Here is a 19,052-nt window from a genome sequence, read left to right on the forward strand (position 1 = left end):
CGACCTCCCGCCAACGACGCAAGCGCGGTTTCGCGGTCGCGGCTCGCGCCGCTCCTACACTCGCAAACCCGGCATCTTCGCGCGCCGCAGACGCGTCGCCGCAGCTACGGCGCAAGCGCCATGACCGGCTGTAGGAGCGACGCAAGTCGCGACCGCGACCTTCCGCCAACGACGCAAGCGCGGTTCCGCGGTCGCGGCTCGCGCCGCTCCTACAACCGCAAGCCCTGCATCGTCGGAAGCCGCAGCCGCGACGCCGCAGCTCAGCCGCCCTTGGCCTCGCCGCCCTGGCCGTCGGCGTCCTTGAAGCAGGCGCCCAGCAGCGGATTCAAGGTGCCGCCGATCTTCTGCGCCGCCAGCGGATTCGACGATACCGTCGCTGCGCGCAGCTTCTGGTAGGCCGGCGAGGCCATCGCCGCCTGGGCCTGCGTCCACTCCTCGGCGCTGAAGGCCTTGTCGGGGTCGGCGTTGCTGAGCATCGCGGCCTGGTACTTCACGCCCAGCGGGCTGGCGTAGAAGGTTTCGAGATACGCGCGGTCCTGCGCGTCGAGGCTGGCCTCGATCACCTGCTGCGCCGGCGCGGCGACCGCGTCGTAGGCCAGCGCGCGCACGCAGGCGATCTGTGCGGGCTTGGCGTTGCGGTCCTGCTGCGCGCCCTGGCGGATGCCGGCGACGATGCCGGCCGACACGGCGCGGGCGGTGGCGCCAACGCCACCGGCGGACGCGGCGGCGTCGGGCTTGGCGACCGCCGGTTCGAGGGCGGCCGCGGCGAACGGCGCCAGCAGCGCGGACGCGAGCACGGCGAGGATCAGCGACGACGAGGCGGCACGGGGCATGCGGAATCCTGGGCGAAGAGCGGCGGCGATGAGCGCGACGATAACGCAGCCGCCGCGTCCGGTCATGCCCTTCGACGCTACGGCGCCTGCGCCGGCTCGGCCTGGAACGCGCGATGCAGCGCGGCCAGCAACGCCGGCGACGGGGCCAGGGCGGCCTCGCCGATCCGGCTCACCGCCACGCCCGCGGTCCATGAGTTCATCACCGCCGCACCGGCCAGCGCCGGCAGGTCGGCCAGCGACAGCGCGCGCTCGCGCTGCGGCAGGCCCAGGCGATCGAGCTGGCGGCGCACGATCGCCTGGGTGGTGCCGGCCAGCACCTCGGCCTGCGGCCACACCACCGCCTCGCCGTCCCAGAACGCCAGGTTCCAGATCGTGGCTTCGCCGAGCCGGCCGTGGCGGTCGAGGAAGGCCGCATCGTCGTAGCCCTGCACGACTGCGCGGCGCAGGTGGTAGGTCTTGGCGATCTCGCCGACGTGCTTGAGGTGCGGCAGCATCCGTTCGTGCTCCACCGCCGCCAGCGCCAGCGGCCCGGCCGGGCCGTCGGACGGCGGCGCGGTGCGCACCAGCAGCGACGGCAGCGCGCCGTCGTCCGCGGCGGTGAACTCGCCGACCGGCAGGAACGCGGTCGCGGTCAGCGACACATCGGCCGGCGCGCGCCGCAATGCCGCGCGCAGATGCGCCCGCACCGTCTCGTCGGGCAAGGCGCGGCCGTACAACTCCTGCGAGGCCTCGCGCAGGCGGCGCAGGTGCAGGTCCAGTCCGCGCACGCGGCCGTCGCGCACCTGCATCGCGGTGAAGTGGGCGTGGCCGGCGAAGGCCAGCGGCGCCAGCGCCGCGGCCTCGGCGTCGCCGCCGTCGATCTGGGCCGGCGCGCGGCCGCCGAGGTGGGTGGTTTGCAGCGACATGGGCGTACGTCCTGAAGGCGATGCCGGCGACTATCCGAGATTGACCGCGCGCGGGGAAACGAGTAGTTCTCGCCGCAACGTCAAATTCCGTTTGAAGATCGATGCCACGCAACCTGCCGGGCACCCGCGCCCTGCGCACCTTCGAAGCCGCCGCGCGGCATCTGAACTTCACCCGCGCCGCCGAGGAAGTCGGCCTCACCCCGGCGGCGGTGAGCCACCAGATCAAGGACATCGAGCAACAGCTCGGCGTGACCTTGTTCGTGCGCAACAGCCGCAGCATCGCGCTGACCGCGGCCGGCGCCGAACTGCACCGCGCCGCGATCGAAGCGCTGGCGACGCTGCAGCGCGCGCTCGGCCGCGCCCGCCGCCTGGACCGGGACGACCGCAGCCTGCGCCTGTCGCTGAGCGCGCGCGTGGCCAGCAACTGGCTGCTGCCGCGGTTGCCGCGGTTCAAGGCCGCGCACCCGCAGTGGGCGCTGAGCTTCGACATCAGCGACGAGTTGCGCGACTTCGACGCCGACGGCATCGACCTGGCGATCCGCTTCGGCCGCGGCGGCGACGCCGGCCTGCGCAGCGAGCGCCTGTTCGGCCTGAACATCGTCGCGGTCTGCAGCCCGGCCCTGCGCGACGCCGGCGCGCCGCTGCGCGAGCCGCGCGACCTGCTCGCGCGCGGCGCGTGCCTGAGCCACGTGTCCTGGCGCAGCGGATCGATGGTCTGGCCCGACTGGCGCCAGTGGATGGCCGCGGCCGGCCTCGACGATTTCGACGACCGCGCCTGCATGGCCTTCGCCGACGCCAGCCACGTGGTCCAGGCCGCGCTTGACGGCCACGCGGTCGGTCTGGCCGAACTGGAACTGATCGGCGCCGACCTCGCCCAGGGCCGGCTGGTGCGCCTGTTCGACCACATCGTCCTGCCACTGGCGCCGGACTACGCCTACCGCGTGGTGCACCCGCTGTCGCGCGACGACGACGCGCGGGTCGTAGCGCTGCGCGACTGGCTGCTCGAAGAAGCCCGCAATCCGGACCCAACCGCGGGCGCGGCTGCGGCGCGGGACGCAGCGGACTGAACCGCGCGGCTCAGCGCAGGCCGGGATCGGCCGCCGCCGCGCCCGGGCGCGGCACGATCCAGGGCAACGGCACCTGGGCGCGCAGCTTGCGATAGCACGAGCCGACCCTGCCGTTGATGTCGACGCATTCGCCCGAGTCGCGGTAATCCACCTGTTCGGGCCGGATCTCGCCCAGCACGCCCGACAAACGCTGGGCGATCAGGTTCGCCGCCATTTCGATCAATCCGGCGCAGCGCGCCTGGCGCTGCTCGGCGGAGAGATCGTCGGACGTCCAAGGGCACTCGACCTCGATCGCCTCGCCGTTGGCGCGCAGCACGCGCTCGTCGGCCATGGCGAAATCGTAGATCGCGCACTGAGCGCCGCCGGGCAGGCAGGGCGAGGCGGCGGCCTGCTCGCGCACCGCCGGTGCGCTGGCGCAGGCGGTCAGCAACAGGAAGGCTGCAAGGGCGGCGAAGACTTTCATGGGCCGCCTAGGCGCCGGCGACGACGCTGGCCGCGAGTTCTTCGAGCAGAACCCGCTGCAACTGCGGATCGAGCTGGAAGAACCCGCGCGCGCTGAGGATGCGGTGGTTCGGATTGGGACGGTAGCTGTCGGCGACGATGCGGCCTTCGGCGACCTGGAACGCGCCGAGGATGTCCTCCGGCGGCACCGCGTCCTGCGGGGTTTCAGCGCGGCCGTCGACGATCGCGACGATGCCCTCGCCCTGGCGCTGCGCCTCGTCCCGCAAGCCCGGCAGCGACGGTCCGTGGCGCGCGATCACGCCGTGCAGGAACTCCACGAACACGCGGTTGCGGGCGAAGTTGTCCGGCGCGATGCCGGGCTGCTCGGGATCGATGATCTGGCCGACGATCTCCTGCGGCGCGATGCCGCGCGTGGACAGGTCCTGCTGCGGGGTCAAGGTCACGTAGGCCACCGGCCCGTCGGGCTGGTTGACCTTGCATACGAGCATGGGCAGGTCGGATCGCATGGGGTCCTCGAAACCGTCGCACCGCGGGCGCCGCGGCCGCGCCATCGTAGCCGGCCGCGGATCGCGGCGCAGCAATCGCGGCGCCGATGCGCGCCGCCACGCGCGAACGCGGCGGTTGCGCGGCCGCAATGCACCGCGACGCGCACGCGAGGCGAACGGCTGCTTCATGATCGCCGCCGGCGTGGTGGTGCCGGTGTCGTTCGAGTCAGGACGGGACGCGGCCTGACCAAGGCGACACCCAGCGGCCTCGTCGCGCCGCCCTCGACCCGCTTCCGCCGCCGCTGTCCCGACGTGCCGGCAGCCAACGGAAAACTGGGGTCTCGCCCACAAAAAATGCGACCGATCGCACCTAGGATGGGTGGGCTGCGCACGGATCGCCAGCTTGGCGCCCCGGCCGGCCTCGCCACTTTCCAGGAGGTTTTCGATGAAGAAGCAAGGAACGTTCCGTCTGGCCCTCGCCGTGTTCGCCTTCGGCCTGTCTTTCTCATTCAGCAGCATCGCCGCATTCGACTGGTGCGCGGCCTGCGAGAACGATCTCCAGCGTTGCCTGGACGCCAACATCAAGACCGATCAGCAGTGCTACACCACCTACTTCAGCTGCATGCGCCGCGGCGACGGCCAGGGCCATCCCTGCCCGTTGTAATTCCGCCCAGCCCGCCGTCCGCGCGGATCGTCTCCGCGCGGACGGCCGGCGCGCGCCGGTCCGCAATCCCGATCCGCAAGGAGGCTTCGATGAAACCCCATACCCGCATCCGCCTGGCGCTGGCGACGTTCGCCTTCGCCCTGGCCGCCTCGCTCGGCGCCAACGCCGCCACCGACGTGTGCAAGCGTTGCGAGAACAACTACCTGTCCTGCCAGTCCACCGGCACCAGCGAAGCGCAGTGCTACCAGTGGTACCTGGAATGCGCGCGCTACGGCGACGGGCATCGGCCTTGTCCGACGCCACGCTGAGCGGGGTCCCGGCGCGTCACCGCGCGTCGGGACGCGGGCAGCGCTCGCCGACCGGCAGGCCGTCCTTGAGCGCGTAGAGCTCCAGGCATTCGCGCCCGTCGCGTTGTACCGACTGCACAGCGTAATCATCCAGACACAAGCCGAGCGTCGACACCGCCGGCCCGTGCCAGGTCCAATCGACTTCGGCGAAGCGGCAGGCGGACGCCAGCGCCGTCCATGCCCAGAGCCCCAGCATGCACACGCCCGCCGCCGCCAGCAGCTTGGCCGCGGCGATGACGATCCAGTCCAGCGTTGCGGCGTTCGGATTCATGTCGTAGGTAGGTCAGTCGGGTTCCGGCGTGCGGCGGCGGTTTCAATCCGAAGCTTCGAACCAATGCTCGCCGCGCCGCAGTCCGCGCGTCCAGTAACCGCGGCACGCATCGTCTTCGATCTTCTGCGGAATTTCGACGTAACGGCGCGCTGTGTGTTTCACCGGGAACCCGGCGCCCCAGTAGAAATCGACGATCCTGCCGCAGCCGGGCTCGTCGCTGACGCGAACCAGGTAAGCCAGGTCGCGGGCTTCGGGCGGGATCGGGACATCGATCCGCTCGCCCGGCACGGCGCGCGCGAGCGCCCACTTCGCCATCGCCTGATAGCGCGGCAGGTCGCGTTCGAAACGCCAGGTCCGCAGCCCCTGCCCGACTTCCACGCCCAGCGGCAGCGCCGCCAGCAACGCAGCCGGGGCCAGCAAACCGGCGAACCGCAGTCGCTTCCACTGCCGCACCGCGCGGATGAGGCAGGCCAGCAACGCCGCCAGGACCAGCAGCGATACGCCCATGACGAACAACTGCCGCAAGCCGGTCGGGCGCATGGCCATGAGCGCGGCGCCGACCGTTCCGGTCGCGGCCAAGGCGAACGCCGCGATATCCGCCAGCCAGGACCCCAGGCGCTTAACGCTCATCGCCGGGCTCCGCTTCGGCGAGCGCCTGCATGATCTGCGGCAAGGTATGGACTTGCCAGGCGATGGCCCCGGGCTCGTCCCAGGCGCGCGAGTGTTCGCCGGCGTCGAAGGCTGCGTAGATGCGCATCGCGAACTCGGACAGTTCCAGTTCCATCGACAACGACATCAGATCGCCGATAGCGCAATCGGCATCGGCATACGACAACTCGCCGCGCGCGAACTCCTGCGCGATGAAACGCGCGTAGCCATCGCAGAACGCGTCGCGGCTCAAGCCGCCGCGTTCGCAGGCTTGCGCGACGCGTTGCAGCGTCAGGGTATCGCAGCGGGGTTGGCGGACGCTGTCCAGCACCAGCGCGTGGAATTCCTGTTCCAGGACGCCGCCGTGGCCTTGCGAATACAAGGGCGAGGCCGCCGCCAACCGCTGCGCGTTGATGGTTCCGGTGGAATCGTCGCCGCCTTCGGTCCCGGACGGCGCGCGTCGGCGTTCGCGCATCGCCAGCCAGAACGCCAGCGCCCCCACCGCGCCGATCAGTCCCCAAAATGCAAGATCGCCGGCCTGCCAGACCCGCACGCCGCTCAGGACCGCCACGAATCCCGCGCCGCCGACCGCGCCGGCCAGCACGCACGACCACCAGCGCAGCCAACCCAGCCAGCGCAGGGCCAGGAACGTCGGCAATCCGATCGATGCCACCACCAGCCACGTGGCGTAGAACACGAGCAGCGCCACGCCTACATCGTCGGGCGACAACCCGCCTCGGCGCAAAGCGCCACGTGCGACCAGCGAAACCGCCACGGCCGCCGCCGCAGCCATCGTCGCGCCGCCCAGCGCCGCCGCTCCCGTCTTCATTCCCGTGTTCGCGTCGCGCTCCATACGTCCGCCTGCACTGCGTTCCATTCGAACCGACCCCGTACCGCCGTCGCTACGCCTCGTCGTCGGACAGCAGGCGTATCCTCGGCTCGGCGCTGAGTATTTCATGCAGGACCGCGTTCAATCGCGCCAGGGCCGGGGCCGCATCCACGGCCGTGAACCAGCGCTTCCACCAAGGCACCTCCGCCATCGCGACGCACCACCACACGACTTGCTCCGCCGGCGGGGGCGGATCGCCGGGCTGCGCAGTGCCGTAGTCGGCCTCGTTGCCGCAGCCCACCCACAACGCGAAGGGCTCGCGGGCGCACATCAGGCAGCGCCCCCAATCCTCGTCGATGACCGGCTCGACCGGGTAGCCGCGCGACTGCAATTGCGCCTTGAGCCACTGCGCGAGCTGGCGCCCGTACCTGCGCGGGTTAATGTCCTCGTCTTCGCCGGGCTCGATCCGGAACAGGTCGGTGGTGAAGCGGTAGCCGTCCATCCCCTTCCCCGCGACGTTCGCTGTGCGCGGCAGTATGCCCGAGGCCGCGGCGCGAAGCGCCAACGAAAACGGGAAGGGCTTTCGCCCTTCCCGGTATCAACATAGTACTCCGTCCGGGGCTTGCAGCAAGCCCCCGCCGCGAGCGCAGGATCGCCGCCCTCCGCCGCGTTCGGCGCATACGGGAGTAGCGACATGCGAGTTCTGTTGTCCACCTTCGGTTCGCGCGGCGACGCCGAACCGCTGGCCGCCCTGGCCGCCGCGCTGCAGGCGCAAGGCGCGCAGGCGCGGGTCTGCGCCTCGCCCGACTTCGCCCAGCGCCTGGAGCAGGCCGGGGTCGAACTGTTCCCGGTCGGCCCGCCGGTGCGCGACTGGATCCGCGAGGTAATGGCCGATCCCACGCCCGACATCCCCGGCCGCGGCGCGCAGATCATGGCGATGTACCGCGACGCGCTGAGCGTCGCCATCGAAGGCTGCGACGCCGTACTCGCCACCGGCCTGTTCCCGTCCACTACCGCCGCGCAGATGCTGGCCGAACGCCACCGCCTGCCCTACGTCTACGCCGGCTACTGCCCGACCTACCTGCCCTCGGTGCACCACGCGCCGTTCCAGTTCCCGCACAGCCCGCCGCCACCGGCCGGGACCGGCAACCGCGAGCGCTGGGCGATCAACGCGCAGGCGATGCAGGACACCTTCGGCGACACCGCCAACCGCCATCGCGCCGAACTGGGCCTGCCGCCGACGCAGCACCTGCGCGACCGCGTCTTCACCGCCCTGCCCTGGCTCGCCACCGACCCGGTGCTGAGCCCGCGGGCGCCGACCAGCCTGTGCGAGGTCGTGCAGACCGGCAACTGGATCCTGCCCGACGACCGCCCGCTCGCGCCGGACCTGTGCGCGTTTCTCGACGCCGGCGAGCCGCCGGCGTACGTCGGCTTCGGCAGCATGCCGCTGCATGCCTGGGGCGGGAGCGCCGCGCGTATCGCCATCGAGGCCGCGCGCGCGCAGGGCCGCCGCCTCGTCCTCGCCGGCGGCTGGGCCGGCCTGCTCCCGGTGGACGCCGGCGACGACTGCTACGCCGTCGGTGAGGTCAACCAACAAGCGCTGTTCCCGCGCATGGCCGCGATCGTCCACCACGGCGGCGCCGGCACGACCATGGCCGCGACGCGCTCGGGAACGCCGCAGGCGATCGTGCCGCAGATCGCCGATCAGCCGTATTGGGCCGGGCGCGTCGCCGATTTGGGCATCGGCGTGGCGCATGCGGGCGCGGTCGCCAGCGTGGAATCGTTGAGCGCTGCGTTGGCGACAGCGCTGACGCCGCGGACGCGGGTGCGGGCCGAAGTAGTCGCCGGGATGGTGCGGGGGGATGGGGCGGCGGTGGCGGCGAGGCGGCTGATCGATCTGTTCTGCGGCTAAGCGCAAAACACGCAGCGCGCGCCGGAAATCCCGCCGTGCGCTGCGTTTCGATCAGGCAAGTTCGCCGGCTAGATCGACCGACCCGGGCTGTTCTGAACGAACAGCGCCTCGCGCTCTTGATCCCGAGCCATGCGCTGATGATCCAGGGCCTGCGCCTGTTGCACGGTCTCCTGCAACTGCGGCGCCGGCTTCGTGGTGTCGACCATCGCATGAAACCCGGGCGTCGTTCCGCCCACGCACAGACGTTCGCCCGTCACGGCGACGAGGCCGACCTTGTCGGCGCTGTCGATACCGGCCTGCTTGCCCGCCAACATCGCACTCGCGACGACGTCATCGGATACATGCGTGGGCGCTTCGGACCGGATCCTGTCGAACAACAGCCGATCCGCTGGCGAAAGCTCGGCCAGCGGCTGCGACTCTTCCGTCGCCGGAGCCCGCAGCGCGTGTCGATTGACCGGTTCCGGCAGCGGATCGCTCAATCCGGGACGATGATCCGGATGCCCGGGATGTCCCGGCGCCGTGGGCGCCTCGGGACGCGCAGCCGGCATCGGGCGATGCGGCTCAAAATGATCCTGCCGATCGGCCGGCCGCTCGGCCTGCGGCGGCGCCATGCGCAACGTCGCCGGGTCGATGTTGCCGGTCTGCGCGACGCCATGGTCGCGCTGAAAATCGAGCAATGCTCCTTGCATGCCCAAGCGATAAACGCCGTCCTGATCGAGCGGCCGCCCGCCGGACGATCGATAGCCCTCCGCAGCCATCGCCCGCTGCAGGTCGCCAATCCGCTCGCTCGACTGCCCCAGCCGCATCGTGCCGTCGTCCGCGGCGGGCTGGGACTGCACGCCCTGCCGCCACTGCGCCTGTACCGGAAGGCGGCCGCTGGCCAAGTCGTTCACATAGCCTTCGAGCTGCGGCCGATAGCGCGTGTCCATCTCGACATGAACATGTTTGCCGGCGCCCCTTGGCAAGCCCAGCGCGTTCTGGGTTCCCAACGATTGGCCATAGGCGACGAACGAATCCGCATCAACGGCAATCGGACCAAGATGCCGGACCCTGGCAATGACCTCGCCGTCTTTTCGGTCCGATATTTCGACCAGCCCGTTCCTGTCGTCGCGTCTGCTGACATACCCGGCGACCGGAGACGGAACATCCACCGCCCGGGTTGCCGTCGAACTGGAGTCCGGCCTGTCCTCGAGGATGAAGTCCTTGATCAACAACACCTGATCCGGCTTGAGCGAACGGTACTCGTCCGTTCGAAGCATCTCCACCTCTTGAAATGCGCCGTCGATGAACGCATGCGAGCGACGCTCCGGACGCTCGACGCCCCGCAGGCCGCCGTCGACCATGCGCGCGCCGAAGTTCGCCAAGGGGTGATGCGTAACAAGATCGTCGTAAGCCGCTACGGCGGTGTTTCGCTCGCCGGCCTCATCGAAGTTGTACTGCGTGACCTGGTAATGCCTCGGCGCTTCCCTGCCCATGAATCACTCCGTGCGTTCCTTGCACTTGACATAGACCGCCTGGTAGTCGCCATCCTGCTCGACCAGCCTGTCGCCCTCCACGGTAAAGGAGTGTTTCATCATCTCCTTCTGCGTCCCCAAGTGATTCTCTACGGAGACAATGCGCCACGAGTTCTTCTTGGCAGGGTCTGCCTCTACGCTTATCGGCGCGTACGTGGATTCGTAGGATTCGATTGCGTCGGCCTTGACGATGAATCTCCCGTCAGAATCAGGACTCAACGGCAGAAAGCATGGCCGAAACAGGGGATCCAGTCGCCATGTCCCGCGTAGCGCTGCGGGATACGTCACCGCCTTCACCGCTACCGATCGATGTTCGCTCCCGCGAGCGACGGCTGCCGCGCTTCGCTCGGCATCGGCCTTCCCTTCCGACCGAGAAGCGCGCGCCCCCGCCTGCGTCGCAGTACACGACGCCATGCACGCCACAACCAGGAAGGTGGAACAAAACGAAGCAAAACAGTTCATCGCGACATCCGTTGAAACATCGAGCCGCCGGCCGTTCAGAAGACGCGTTCGCACGGCGCCCCGCATGCCCGTCATCGCCGCACTCCAAACCGATGATGCGTTACGGCTCGACGCCGACACACTCGCATCCAACCGTGCCGCAGACGAGCTTATTGCACAAGCCTGTAGCCAGCCAAAGCGCTATGGACTGCACTTTTCAATAAAGAAAATCGAGCGATTGATGTATTTTTGGTGAGTCGACAACGCCATTCGACATCAAGGCATGTCGCACACGAAGAATCCGCCGGGCGGAACATCGCCGCCGCCTGCGGATCAGCGCGATCGCCGAGAACCAGCGACCTCAGGCTTCGCGTCCGCCGCAGCGGACATGGTTCGGTCGATCCATCCCACATACCGGCTCACCCGCACATTGCAGCTCGAATGGCCGTACTGCCCAGGGCGCGTAGTGCGCACATCCCCTTGGACGATCTTCCACGACGCCAACCCGGCCAGACGCCAGCGTCCGAGACCGCGCATCAACACCGGCCCACCGCTGTCGCCATTGCCGGCCATGCCTTCCAACGGCAATGCCGCGGGCGGGCGGTCGAAGGTGTAGCAGAGCCAGCGCGCGTCGGCGCGGTCGATGCGGTTGCGGGCGCGGCGCAGTTCGGTGCGGTGCGATCCGTCGAGATCGTGTCCGCGCGCGCCGGTGCCGGTGGCGCCCTTGCCGAGGATCTCGACCGTCTTGCCGAGTTCGCCCTGCCCTCGGTACAGCGCGACCGGTGCCACATCGACGACCGGCTCGGCCAGCTTCACCAGGGCGACGTCGTCGGACGCGGACAGGAACGCCACGATCTCGTTGCCGTCGCCGTTGGCCAGCGCCCGGTCGACCAACGCTTGCGGCAACCGCTTGAATCCGGGATGCAGCACGACGCGCTCGACCCGCCGGGGCGTGCCGGCGATGACGACCCGATCCACGTGTTCCTGCCACGACACCGCGTGCGCCGCGGTCAGCACCCATTGCGGCGCAATCAGCACGCCGTGGCCTTCGCCGGGCAGATCTGCCAGGGCCGCCAAATGGGTTGCCGCGACGCGATACTCGGCATCGCCGGTGTCGTCGCGGATCGTAATCGCGTCGGCCCTGCAGAACACAACCAGAAGCAACAGGGCGATGGGAACTGAAAGCGACCGCACCATCATGGAGTCTTGGCCCTAGCCTTCGGCGCCTCGCGGCCCAGCAACTCGAATTCGCCCAGATACCCGACCAGGCCAACGCCATCGGCCATCCGCGCTCCGACGAACTTCCGGCCGCCAAGCTCTTCGGCCTGGACAACGATCACCGGTACCCGTTTGTCGCCGTCGCGATGGTAGGCGTACTGGGGAATGAGCAACGGCAGCGGCTTGCTGACCGGCACCGCCCCATGGGCCAGCGCGAATTCCGCCCGGCCCGCCTGGACGTCGGCGGGAGTCGCCGCACGGCCGGTAGTGAAACCGGAGGTGGGCAAGCGAGGCCACATCGCCTGCGCGGATGCGGTCCCGATACCGATGGACAGCGCCAGACCGAGCGCAGCCGCGGCCAATCCCTTAGCTCTCACCGGAATGTTCCTTGCTCTTGGGCAGCCGCGACTGTACTCGAAACCGGGGCTCGATCCGCGCAGCGCTTCCGCTTACTGCCGCAAACGGGTGTCGAATCCGCACAGCGACTCGCTCAAGCATGCGCGCCCACGAGACGCGGGCGAGTGGCGCGGCATCACTTCGCGCACCGATGGCGAAGCAAGATCGGCGACCCCACGCATTCGCGCATCGCCAACCTCCAGTTCCAGACGGCACAAGAATCGCATAGCGCTGGTGACATGGATGCAAGGTCTTCTGGCGAAATGAGATAGAGAACATCCCGAGCCATTGACGGAAAGCGCCGCCTCGCGGACATTGGCGACCGGAGCCTCGGAACTCCCGTACAGCGCACCGCCGTCGACGAAGCGATGGCCGCACCTTCGCCCGCCTGGGAGTTCCGTCTATGTCCCGCAAGTCCTCCGCGTCGTCCGCATTTCGACTGTCCGTCGACGCCTATGAAGCGCTCCACGCGCTTCACGACGAGATGCTGCGCGTCGCCGATACCATCGATTCCGCAGCATCGCTGCCGTTGGGCCCGAGCAAAGCCGAGCAAGCGCGTCGCCGGGCCCTTGCCTCTGTGTTTCGCATCTGGGCCAGTCAAGTGCGAATCGGCCTGGACAACGTCCGGTCTGATTGAGCTACCCGAACGGCGGGCGGGACCGGGTTTTCAGGCCGCAAGCATGTGCGTCGGCGCAAGGCTTTCTGGTTCGCGCGCGAGACAATTTGCACCAGCCGCGAAGCTTTTCGCTTTGCGCGCGAGCTATTACGGTTCGCGCTCCGACCGAATCCGCCCGGCATCGGACTTCACCGGCCCAGCCGCAAGACTCAGCAGCTCGCGCGCAAGCCTTTTTCCTCCAGCCACGCACCAATTTGGTTCAACGCCAACACCGAACGGGTTGCGCACAAGCCGATGAACGTTGCGCGCAAGCCGTCGCGGCTTGCGCGTGGGGCGAAATTCCTCGCCGAATCAGGCCCGGATCGTTTTCGACGAGGCTTTTCGGCCCGAATGCTAGCCATCGCGGCTTGCGCGCAAGCCACATCGCCTTGCGCGCAAGCCTCGCCCGCCTCGGCGTCGCCCCAATTTGGGGCGACGCCGGGACCTTTTGCGTTGCGGTCGGACCTGCCGCGCTTGCGCGCAAGCCCGCATGGGTTGCGCGCGACGCCGTAGCGCTTGCGCGCCGCTCTGCCCGGGCCGGACGCCGGCCTCAATCCGCGTCGCGATCCACCCGCGGCAGCGGCGGCGCGTCGCTCAGGTCCACCGGTGCGGCAGCGCGCACGCCGCGCGAGTTGGGCACGGACTCGGCGACCACCGGCGGCTGGCTGCGCAGGTGCTGGTAGTAGTTGCGGATGCCGCCGGTCACTTGCAACGAATAATCGGTGGTCATGAACCGATCGCCGTCCTGCGTCTCCAGGTGCGCCCCGTCCGCGATCGGCTTGAAGAACTCGTCGAACTTGTCCATCGGGAAGTCGCTGGGCTTGTTCGCGCTGAACACCGCCATCGCCATCGGCCGGCCGCGGTTGACCGGGTCGGCGGCGTTGGCGAAGGTGCCGGCGCGGCCGTGGCAGGACACGCACGAGGAGATCGGGCTGTCGATCGGCCCGTTGACCCGGCCGCCGAGGCCGTGGTGGCGCACGTAGGCGCGGTTGCCGTAGTCCCAGCCGGGTTGTTCGACCAAAAAGCCGTTGATGCGCGACTGGGTCAGCGCGGTGTTGACGAACACGCCGTTGCGCTGGGCGTCGGTGCGCACCGCTTGGTCGTCGCCCCAGATCAGGCCGACCGGGCTCATGCGGTCCCACACGGTCTTGCCCGGCGAGCCGCCGTCGTAGACGAAGGTGCCGAACACCCAGCCGCTGCTGCGCGCCAGGCGCGGGTCCTTCACCGCCACGTCGAGCTGCAGCAGGCGCATTTCCTTGTCCACGCGCGGCTTGTTGTAGTTGGTGTCGGGATAGATGTTGGCGGTCCAGACCTTGCCGTTGGCCAGGTACGGCACTTGTTCGACCGGGGCGTCGGTGAACAGCAATTTGCAGGCCACGGTGTTGGGCGGGAAGGTGGACTTGGCCGGGTCCGGGCGGCCGTCGGCGGTCAGCCAGACCTTGCCCAGGCCGACGCCGCCGCGGTCGTTGTAGAAGCCCACCGCCCAGTTCTGGCCGCGCCCGGTCTGCTTGCTGTGCAGTTCGAACGGGCGCGACATGCGCTCGCGGGTCATGCCGCGGCGGTACTCGCGGCCGCCGCCGAACTGGCTGCCGTCGTCGTGCAGCCACGGCGCGTGGTACCACTTGCGCACCGGGTTGTCCTGGACGCGAAAGTCGACGTCGACATTGCCTTCCAGGCAGTAGTTCAGCACCGCGCGCAGGTATTCGTTGGGGAAGGCCTTGAAGTCGATGGTTTCCCACGGGAACGTCTGTCTGACGTAGTCCTTGGGGAAGTCCTGGCTGAGCTGGAACACCTGCGCCGGCGGCGTGCCCGGCGGCGGCGGGTAGCGCGGGTCGTAGCTGGGGAAGCGCGGCGCGGCGGCGGCGGCGGTGGGTGCCGGCGCGGCGGTGGCGCTGCGTTCCTGCGAGACCGCCGCAGCGGCGACGCAGCCGATCGCGGCCGCAACGGCGGCCGATGTCCATATGGTTTTCATGACTCGCCCCTGTTCGGTTTCCCATCCAAACGCAAAGGACGCGTCTACCGGGACAGCCGACGCCGCGCGTTCGTGCACGCCGGCCCTCAGCCAGGCAGCGGCCGGGGCAGCGTGGCCGGCGCCGGCGCCGTTGCGCGTTGCGGCCTGGGCTCAGCGATTCCCGCGGGCGAGCTCGGCCGACAACTCGCGGGTCATGGCGTCGATTTCCGCCGCGATCTGCTCGGGCGTGCGCCCGTTGTCGTTGCCGACATAGTCGCCCTCGCCGTAGCCCAGTCCGGAGCACAGCGGCAAGCGCCACAGGCGGCACTCGCCGGCCTTGTCGGCGCGCGTGCATTCGGCCATCGCCGCGCGCGCGGCCACGCGCGGGATCGGGTCCAGTCCGCGATAGGTCTTGCGCGCCGCGTCGATCGCGATCGACTGGCACTGGTCCACGAACGAACCGAGCACGACGCAGGTCTGGCCGGTCTGCTCGCGGCAGAAGTTCAGCGCCAGCGTGGCGGCGGCATCGACGTCGAGCGAGTAATTGGACGAATACAGCTGCGTGCGCGCCGGGTCGGTCACGTGCACGCCGTAGTACCGGGGGCGCGGCAACGACGGCATCATGGTGATCTGCGGCATCGGCGTCGGCGCGGCCTGTCGCGGCTGCGCACGCGGCGGCGGGTTGAGCCCATAGCCGGGCGTGGGCACGCAGGTCGGACCGGGCGCCTGGCCGATGGGGCTTAAGCCGTCGGGGCAGCCCTGCTCGGCGGCCGCGTGCGGCGCGGCCAGCGCCGAAGCCAGCAGGAACAGGCCGGCGATGCGGCGTGCGTGCTTCGACATCCGATTGCCCTCGAACGGTCCATGGCGTTGCGCCTGGGCGGATGATAGCGCGCGGCCAGGCCGGCGGACGGCGCGCCGCGGGCCCCGTCCCGGCCGCCGTCGCGCAGCGTCTTCGCAACCGCCCCGCCTTGAGCGAGGATGTCGCCTTCGCGACCGAAGGAACGCCGCCCGCCATGACCCTGCCGCCCGGAACCGTACTGCGCCCGATCCTGCCGCGCGACGACGCGGCGCTGGCGGCGATCGCCCGCCAGGTGCTGGCCGAATTCGGGTCGGGCCTGGCCAGCGATCCGGAGGTCGATGCGATGCAGCGCGCCTACAGCCGGCCGCGCAGCGCCTACTTCGTGGTCGAGCGCGACGGCAGGGTTGGCGGCGGGTGCGGCATCGCGCCGTTGCTCGGCGGCGACGACGGCGTGTGCGAACTGCGCAAGTTCTACCTGCTGCCCGGCGTGCGCGGGATCGGCCTGGGGCAGGCGCTGCTGGACAAGTGCCTGCTGACCGCACGCGGATTCGGCTACGGCCAATGCTATGTCGAGGCGCTGGACCGGATGAGCCAGGCGCATCGCCTGCTCGAAGCCAACAGCTTCCAACTGCTGCAAGCGCCGATGGGGTATGGCGAGTTGCGCGGTAGCCATACCTGGTATTTGCGTTCGCTTTGAATAGGGCGCTGGATTCGACCGGGGGTCTGGGTTCGCCTTGCGTCTGGTCCGCTTCGGGCAGGCCGCTTTTGAGCGGACCGCTTTCGAGCGGGCCGCGGCTTTTGTGGGAGGGCCTTCAGGCCCGACGCTTTGCCGACAGGTTGCGGCGATCCGACCGGAAAACGTCGGGCCTGAAGGCCCTCCCACAAAAGCCGGAAGCTTCGGACTGAAGGCCCTCCCACAAAAGCCCGAAGCTTCGGACTGAAGGCTGTTCCACACAGCCAGGACTTCGGGCTGAAGGCTCTCCCACAGCGCAAGGCTTCAGGGCCGAAGGCCTTCACACAGTAAAGCGGGCTCGGGCCCGCAAAGCCGCACCACCCAGGCCGAGCCAGCGCAAAAATGCTGACGCCGCCCCCGTTCCGGCGGCAGACGCCCGCCCGCCCCGGGCGGCGCCCTCCCCCGCGGTCCTTTAGAATGGCGCCTTTTCCGCCCTCAGGACCGCCCCATGCAACTCGAAAATGCCCGCGCCGCGATCACCGGCGGCGTTTCCGGCCTCGGTTTCGCCGTGGCCCAGCACCTGGTCGCCCGCGGCGGCAAGGTCGCGCTGTTCGACGTCAACGACGACAAGGGCGCGCAGGCGGTGGCCGCGCTCGGCGAGGGCAACGCCCGCTACTTCCGCACCGACGTCACCGACGAGGCCGGGGTGTCGGCCAACCTCAAGGCGGCCCAGGAGTTTCTGGGCGGCCTGAACGCGGCGATCAACTGCGCCGGCATCCTCGGCGCCGGCCGCGTGCTGGGCAAGGACGCGCCGATGGCGCTGTCGCAGTTCCAGACCACGGTCATGGTCAACCTGGTCGGCAGCTTCAACGTGGCCAAGGCCGCCGCCGACCTGATGCAGCACAACGAGGCCGGCGCGGACGGCGAGCGCGGCGTGATCGTCAACACCGCCTCGGTCGCCGCGTACGAAGGCCAGATCGGCCAGGCCGCGTACTCGGCCAGCAAGGGCGGCGTGGTCGGCATGACCCTGCCGATGGCGCGCGAGCTGGCCCGCTTCGGCATCCGCGTGATGACCGTGGCGCCGGGCATCTTCTGGACCCCGATGGTCGACGGCATGCCCGAATCGGTGCAGCAGTCGCTGTCGGCCTCGATCCCGTTCCCCTCGCGCCTGGGCAAGCCGGAGGAGTTCGCCGACCTGGTCGCCTACATCCTCGGCAATACCTATCTCAACGGCGAGACCATCCGCCTGGACGGCGCCACGCGCCTGGCGCCGAAGTAAACCCACACCCCTACCTGTAGGAGCGGCGCGAGCCGCGACCGCGACAACGCAACTACGCCGCAAGCCTCGGCGCGACGGGCCACCCCGCGGTCGCAGCTTGCGCAGCTCCTACAGTCGGAAACGCAACGAACATCTCGACCGGAATCGACGCAATGAAGGCTTACGACGTCAAGAAAGGCAACGTCATCGAACACAACGGCACCGTGTACCAGGTGCGCGACATCGAACGCAGCTCGCCGCAGGGCCGCGGCGGCAACGTGAAGTTCCGCTTCACCATGTATTCGGTCCCGGGCGGCGCCAAGTTCGACCTCAGCGCCGGCGCCGAGGACGAGCTCAAGGAAGTCGAACTGAGCCGCCGCCAGGCGACGTACTCGTACAAGGACGGCGACGCCTTCGTGTTCCTCGACGACGAGGACTACACGCCCTACACCCTGGATGCCGACGTGGTCGGCGACGCCGCCGGCTACATCATCGCCGACCTCGGCGGCTTCTACGTGCAGATCATCGACGACCTGCCGGTCGGCCTGCAGCTGCCGGCGAGCGTGTCGCTGGAAGTGATCGAGACCCCGCCGGAACTCAAGGGCGGCACCGCGACCAAGCGGCCGAAGCCGGCCAAGCTGGAGACCGGGATCGAGATCATGGTGCCGGAGTACATCGGCACCGGCGAGCGCGTGCTGGTCAACACCGCGACCGGCGAGTTCGCCGGACGTGCGGACTGACACCGCGCGCACCGCCGCGGCCGCCCTGCGAGCCGCGGCGTTGCTGAGCGCCGGCGCCGCCATGGCGCTGGCGATGGCGTGCTCGCGCTCCGGCGCGGGCGCTGCGGGCGAGGCCGCGGCCACCGCGGCCGCCGCGCAGTGCGAGATTCCGCAATGGCTGCAGCCGCCGCACCGCGACGGCTTCTGCGCGCTGCCCGCGGACCTGCGCGGATTCGTCCGCGACTACGAAGAATTCAAGGCGTTTTCCGGCGGCGAACCCGCCGATGCCGCGGCGATGGAGTCCCTCGCCCGCGAACACGAGCGGCGCGTGGGCGAGCAGCGCGCGCGCTGGTCGCAGTTGCGCATCCGCTACGCCGGCGACGCCGCCGATCCCGCCGTCTCCCGCTGGATGCAGCGTTACGGCCAAGAGCAGGACCGTTTTTTATGAGCGCCCCCGACTACCATTTCGCCGCCGCCACCGCCGCCGACATCGAGCGGCTGATCCCGGTGCTGCGCGAGTTCTACGAGGTCGAGCACCTGCCGTGGAACGAGCCGGCGCTGCGCCGGGCGCTGGGCGCGCTGGTCGCCGACCCGAACGCCGGGCGCCTGCGCCTGATCGTGCGCGACGATGAGATCGCCGGCTACTTCGTGCTGGGGTTCTGCTTCAGCCTGGAATTCGGCGGGCGCTTCGGCCTGCTCGACGAGTTGTTCGTGCTGCCGGCGCATCGCGGCGGCGGGCTGGCCAAGCGCGCGCTGGGCGAAGTCGAGGCGCTGTGCCGGGCCGAGGGCCTGGACGCGCTGCGGTTGGAGGTCAACGACGACAATGCGCATGCGCGCGGGATCTACGAACGCGCGGGCTATGTGGCGCATCCGCGGCGGCTGATGACCTTGTGGCTGCGCGATTGAGGCGCGGCGATCGGAGCGAAGGGCATCGGGGCTGAAGCCCCTTCCAGCAGAGCGCATCGCGGCGTCTGTGGGAGGGGCTTCAGCCCCGACGCTCTTCGT

The 19,052-nt window shown here is 69.7% G+C and carries 24 protein-coding genes; 11 read left to right on the forward strand and 13 right to left on the reverse strand.

Features of this window, described 5'->3' with window-relative positions; genetic code table 11:
* Window positions 1–260: 260 nt before the first annotated feature.
* Window positions 261–833, reverse strand: a complete 573-nt coding sequence (locus BLV01_RS15295; protein WP_091801349.1) for a hypothetical protein — start codon at window positions 831–833, stop codon at window positions 261–263.
* Between the two features lie 77 nt (window positions 834–910).
* Window positions 911–1,738 carry an aminotransferase class IV family protein gene (locus BLV01_RS15300; protein ID WP_091801352.1) on the reverse strand — a complete coding sequence of 276 codons (828 nt, stop codon included), beginning with the start codon at window positions 1,736–1,738 and terminating at the stop codon, window positions 911–913.
* A 101-nt stretch (window positions 1,739–1,839) separates the two neighbouring features.
* On the opposite strand from BLV01_RS15300, the gene BLV01_RS15305 reads away from it, so the two are divergent.
* Window positions 1,840–2,805: a LysR substrate-binding domain-containing protein gene (locus tag BLV01_RS15305; protein WP_091801355.1), complete on the forward strand. Its 966-nt coding sequence runs from the start codon at window positions 1,840–1,842 to the stop codon at window positions 2,803–2,805.
* A 10-nt stretch (window positions 2,806–2,815) separates the two neighbouring features.
* On the opposite strand, the gene BLV01_RS15310 is transcribed toward BLV01_RS15305, so the two are convergent.
* Window positions 2,816–3,268: a hypothetical protein gene (locus BLV01_RS15310; protein WP_091801358.1), complete on the reverse strand. Its 453-nt coding sequence runs from the start codon at window positions 3,266–3,268 to the stop codon at window positions 2,816–2,818.
* A gap of 7 nt (window positions 3,269–3,275) precedes the next feature.
* A complete protein-coding gene (locus tag BLV01_RS15315; RefSeq protein ID WP_139178722.1) occupies window positions 3,276–3,755 on the reverse strand; it encodes a hypothetical protein in 480 nt (159 codons plus the stop codon).
* A 442-nt stretch (window positions 3,756–4,197) separates the two neighbouring features.
* Between BLV01_RS15315 and BLV01_RS15320 the strand changes: the two genes are divergently transcribed.
* Both BLV01_RS15320 and BLV01_RS15325 read left to right on the forward strand, forming a co-directional pair.
* Window positions 4,198–4,416, forward strand: coding sequence for a hypothetical protein (locus tag BLV01_RS15320; protein ID WP_091801364.1), 219 nt, complete (start codon window positions 4,198–4,200; stop codon window positions 4,414–4,416).
* Between the two features lie 89 nt (window positions 4,417–4,505).
* Entirely contained in the window at window positions 4,506–4,724 is a 219-nt protein-coding gene (locus BLV01_RS15325; protein ID WP_078998001.1) for a hypothetical protein, read from the forward strand.
* 16 nt (window positions 4,725–4,740) lie between these two features.
* On the opposite strand, the gene BLV01_RS15330 is transcribed toward BLV01_RS15325, so the two are convergent.
* From BLV01_RS15330 to BLV01_RS15345, 4 genes are read right to left on the reverse strand one after another with little or no spacing between them, the layout of a single operon-like run.
* Window positions 4,741–5,034, reverse strand: coding sequence for a hypothetical protein (locus BLV01_RS15330; protein WP_091801367.1), 294 nt, complete (start codon window positions 5,032–5,034; stop codon window positions 4,741–4,743).
* A 42-nt stretch (window positions 5,035–5,076) separates the two neighbouring features.
* The gene (locus tag BLV01_RS15335; RefSeq protein WP_139178724.1) at window positions 5,077–5,664 is read right to left on the reverse strand and encodes a hypothetical protein; all 588 of its coding nucleotides are present in this window, start codon (window positions 5,662–5,664) and stop codon (window positions 5,077–5,079) included.
* Complete coding sequence (locus BLV01_RS15340) at window positions 5,654–6,535, reverse strand: hypothetical protein (RefSeq protein ID WP_139178726.1); 882 nt, start codon at window positions 6,533–6,535, stop codon at window positions 5,654–5,656. Before BLV01_RS15340 ends, BLV01_RS15335 begins: the two co-directional genes overlap by 11 nt.
* 49 nt (window positions 6,536–6,584) lie before the next feature.
* On the reverse strand, window positions 6,585–7,013 hold the full coding sequence (locus BLV01_RS15345) for a hypothetical protein (RefSeq protein WP_091801376.1): 429 nt from the start codon (window positions 7,011–7,013) through the stop codon (window positions 6,585–6,587).
* A gap of 192 nt (window positions 7,014–7,205) precedes the next feature.
* Between BLV01_RS15345 and BLV01_RS15350 the strand changes: the two genes are divergently transcribed.
* Window positions 7,206–8,423 (forward strand): glycosyltransferase, encoded by a 1,218-nt coding sequence (locus BLV01_RS15350; protein WP_091801380.1) that lies wholly within the window; start codon window positions 7,206–7,208, stop codon window positions 8,421–8,423.
* A 68-nt stretch (window positions 8,424–8,491) separates the two neighbouring features.
* On the opposite strand, the gene BLV01_RS15355 is transcribed toward BLV01_RS15350, so the two are convergent.
* On the reverse strand, window positions 8,492–9,898 hold the full coding sequence (locus BLV01_RS15355; protein WP_091801388.1) for a peptidoglycan-binding domain-containing protein: 1,407 nt from the start codon (window positions 9,896–9,898) through the stop codon (window positions 8,492–8,494).
* 565 nt (window positions 9,899–10,463) lie between these two features.
* Here BLV01_RS15355 and BLV01_RS26640 point away from each other — a divergent pair.
* Entirely contained in the window at window positions 10,464–10,634 is a 171-nt protein-coding gene (locus tag BLV01_RS26640) for a hypothetical protein (RefSeq protein ID WP_217633523.1), read from the forward strand.
* A 77-nt stretch (window positions 10,635–10,711) separates the two neighbouring features.
* Here the strand turns inward: BLV01_RS26640 and BLV01_RS15365 are convergent, their stop codons facing one another.
* Window positions 10,712–11,578, reverse strand: coding sequence for a S1 family peptidase (locus tag BLV01_RS15365; protein WP_254782657.1), 867 nt, complete (start codon window positions 11,576–11,578; stop codon window positions 10,712–10,714).
* Window positions 11,575–11,973, reverse strand: coding sequence for a hypothetical protein (locus BLV01_RS15370; RefSeq protein ID WP_139178728.1), 399 nt, complete (start codon window positions 11,971–11,973; stop codon window positions 11,575–11,577). The genes BLV01_RS15365 and BLV01_RS15370 overlap by 4 nt, the downstream gene beginning before the upstream one ends.
* Window positions 11,974–12,395: 422 nt before the next feature.
* Between BLV01_RS15370 and BLV01_RS25525 the strand changes: the two genes are divergently transcribed.
* On the forward strand, window positions 12,396–12,629 hold the full coding sequence (locus tag BLV01_RS25525; protein ID WP_139178730.1) for a hypothetical protein: 234 nt from the start codon (window positions 12,396–12,398) through the stop codon (window positions 12,627–12,629).
* A 568-nt stretch (window positions 12,630–13,197) separates the two neighbouring features.
* Here the strand turns inward: BLV01_RS25525 and BLV01_RS15375 are convergent.
* The gene (locus BLV01_RS15375) at window positions 13,198–14,619 is read right to left on the reverse strand and encodes a hypothetical protein (RefSeq protein WP_091801400.1); all 1,422 of its coding nucleotides are present in this window, start codon (window positions 14,617–14,619) and stop codon (window positions 13,198–13,200) included.
* A gap of 150 nt (window positions 14,620–14,769) precedes the next feature.
* Window positions 14,770–15,438: a DUF4189 domain-containing protein gene (locus BLV01_RS15380; RefSeq protein WP_091801403.1), complete on the reverse strand. Its 669-nt coding sequence runs from the start codon at window positions 15,436–15,438 to the stop codon at window positions 14,770–14,772.
* Window positions 15,439–15,611: 173 nt separating this feature from the next.
* On the opposite strand from BLV01_RS15380, the gene BLV01_RS15385 reads away from it, so the two are divergent.
* The 5 genes from BLV01_RS15385 (at window position 15,612) to BLV01_RS26320 (ending at window position 18,953) form a co-directional block, all read left to right on the forward strand.
* Entirely contained in the window at window positions 15,612–16,094 is a 483-nt protein-coding gene (locus BLV01_RS15385; RefSeq protein WP_091801756.1) for a GNAT family N-acetyltransferase, read from the forward strand.
* A gap of 484 nt (window positions 16,095–16,578) precedes the next feature.
* Window positions 16,579–17,349, forward strand: a complete 771-nt coding sequence (locus BLV01_RS15390; RefSeq protein ID WP_091801413.1) for an SDR family NAD(P)-dependent oxidoreductase — start codon at window positions 16,579–16,581, stop codon at window positions 17,347–17,349.
* Window positions 17,350–17,501: 152 nt separating this feature from the next.
* Window positions 17,502–18,068, forward strand: coding sequence for an elongation factor P-like protein EfpL (yeiP, locus tag BLV01_RS15395; RefSeq protein WP_091801418.1), 567 nt, complete (start codon window positions 17,502–17,504; stop codon window positions 18,066–18,068).
* Window positions 18,058–18,495, forward strand: a complete 438-nt coding sequence (locus BLV01_RS26315; protein ID WP_175485977.1) for a hypothetical protein — start codon at window positions 18,058–18,060, stop codon at window positions 18,493–18,495. Before yeiP ends, BLV01_RS26315 begins: the two co-directional genes overlap by 11 nt.
* Window positions 18,492–18,953: a GNAT family N-acetyltransferase gene (locus BLV01_RS26320; protein WP_175485979.1), complete on the forward strand. Its 462-nt coding sequence runs from the start codon at window positions 18,492–18,494 to the stop codon at window positions 18,951–18,953. Before BLV01_RS26315 ends, BLV01_RS26320 begins: the two co-directional genes overlap by 4 nt.
* The last annotated feature ends 99 nt before the right edge of the window (window positions 18,954–19,052 follow it).

Source organism: Lysobacter sp. yr284, from assembly GCF_900107375.1.
Lineage (GTDB): Bacteria > Pseudomonadota > Gammaproteobacteria > Xanthomonadales > Xanthomonadaceae > Lysobacter.

Bases quoted from the DNA above. Each gene is read 5' to 3' on its own strand.
- BLV01_RS15295 (WP_091801349.1), bottom strand. From the start codon at position 833: ATGCCCCGTGCCGCCTCGTCGTCGCTGATCCTCGCCGTGCTCGCGTCC.
- BLV01_RS15300 (WP_091801352.1), bottom strand. From the start codon at position 1,738: ATGTCGCTGCAAACCACCCACCTCGGCGGCCGCGCGCCGGCCCAGATC.
- BLV01_RS15305 (WP_091801355.1), top strand. From the start codon at position 1,840: ATGCCACGCAACCTGCCGGGCACCCGCGCCCTGCGCACCTTCGAAGCC.
- BLV01_RS15310 (WP_091801358.1), bottom strand. From the start codon at position 3,268: ATGAAAGTCTTCGCCGCCCTTGCAGCCTTCCTGTTGCTGACCGCCTGC.
- BLV01_RS15315 (WP_139178722.1), bottom strand. From the start codon at position 3,755: ATGCTCGTATGCAAGGTCAACCAGCCCGACGGGCCGGTGGCCTACGTG.
- BLV01_RS15320 (WP_091801364.1), top strand. From the start codon at position 4,198: ATGAAGAAGCAAGGAACGTTCCGTCTGGCCCTCGCCGTGTTCGCCTTC.
- BLV01_RS15325 (WP_078998001.1), top strand. From the start codon at position 4,506: ATGAAACCCCATACCCGCATCCGCCTGGCGCTGGCGACGTTCGCCTTC.
- BLV01_RS15330 (WP_091801367.1), bottom strand. From the start codon at position 5,034: ATGAATCCGAACGCCGCAACGCTGGACTGGATCGTCATCGCCGCGGCC.
- BLV01_RS15335 (WP_139178724.1), bottom strand. From the start codon at position 5,664: ATGAGCGTTAAGCGCCTGGGGTCCTGGCTGGCGGATATCGCGGCGTTC.
- BLV01_RS15340 (WP_139178726.1), bottom strand. From the start codon at position 6,535: ATGGAGCGCGACGCGAACACGGGAATGAAGACGGGAGCGGCGGCGCTG.
- BLV01_RS15345 (WP_091801376.1), bottom strand. From the start codon at position 7,013: ATGGACGGCTACCGCTTCACCACCGACCTGTTCCGGATCGAGCCCGGC.
- BLV01_RS15350 (WP_091801380.1), top strand. From the start codon at position 7,206: ATGCGAGTTCTGTTGTCCACCTTCGGTTCGCGCGGCGACGCCGAACCG.
- BLV01_RS15355 (WP_091801388.1), bottom strand. From the start codon at position 9,898: ATGGGCAGGGAAGCGCCGAGGCATTACCAGGTCACGCAGTACAACTTC.
- BLV01_RS26640 (WP_217633523.1), top strand. From the start codon at position 10,464: ATGCCCGTCATCGCCGCACTCCAAACCGATGATGCGTTACGGCTCGAC.
- BLV01_RS15365 (WP_254782657.1), bottom strand. From the start codon at position 11,578: ATGATGGTGCGGTCGCTTTCAGTTCCCATCGCCCTGTTGCTTCTGGTT.
- BLV01_RS25525 (WP_139178730.1), top strand. From the start codon at position 12,396: ATGTCCCGCAAGTCCTCCGCGTCGTCCGCATTTCGACTGTCCGTCGAC.
- BLV01_RS15375 (WP_091801400.1), bottom strand. From the start codon at position 14,619: ATGAAAACCATATGGACATCGGCCGCCGTTGCGGCCGCGATCGGCTGC.
- BLV01_RS15380 (WP_091801403.1), bottom strand. From the start codon at position 15,438: ATGTCGAAGCACGCACGCCGCATCGCCGGCCTGTTCCTGCTGGCTTCG.
- BLV01_RS15385 (WP_091801756.1), top strand. From the start codon at position 15,612: ATGACCCTGCCGCCCGGAACCGTACTGCGCCCGATCCTGCCGCGCGAC.
- BLV01_RS15390 (WP_091801413.1), top strand. From the start codon at position 16,579: ATGCAACTCGAAAATGCCCGCGCCGCGATCACCGGCGGCGTTTCCGGC.
- yeiP (WP_091801418.1), top strand. From the start codon at position 17,502: ATGAAGGCTTACGACGTCAAGAAAGGCAACGTCATCGAACACAACGGC.
- BLV01_RS26320 (WP_175485979.1), top strand. From the start codon at position 18,492: ATGAGCGCCCCCGACTACCATTTCGCCGCCGCCACCGCCGCCGACATC.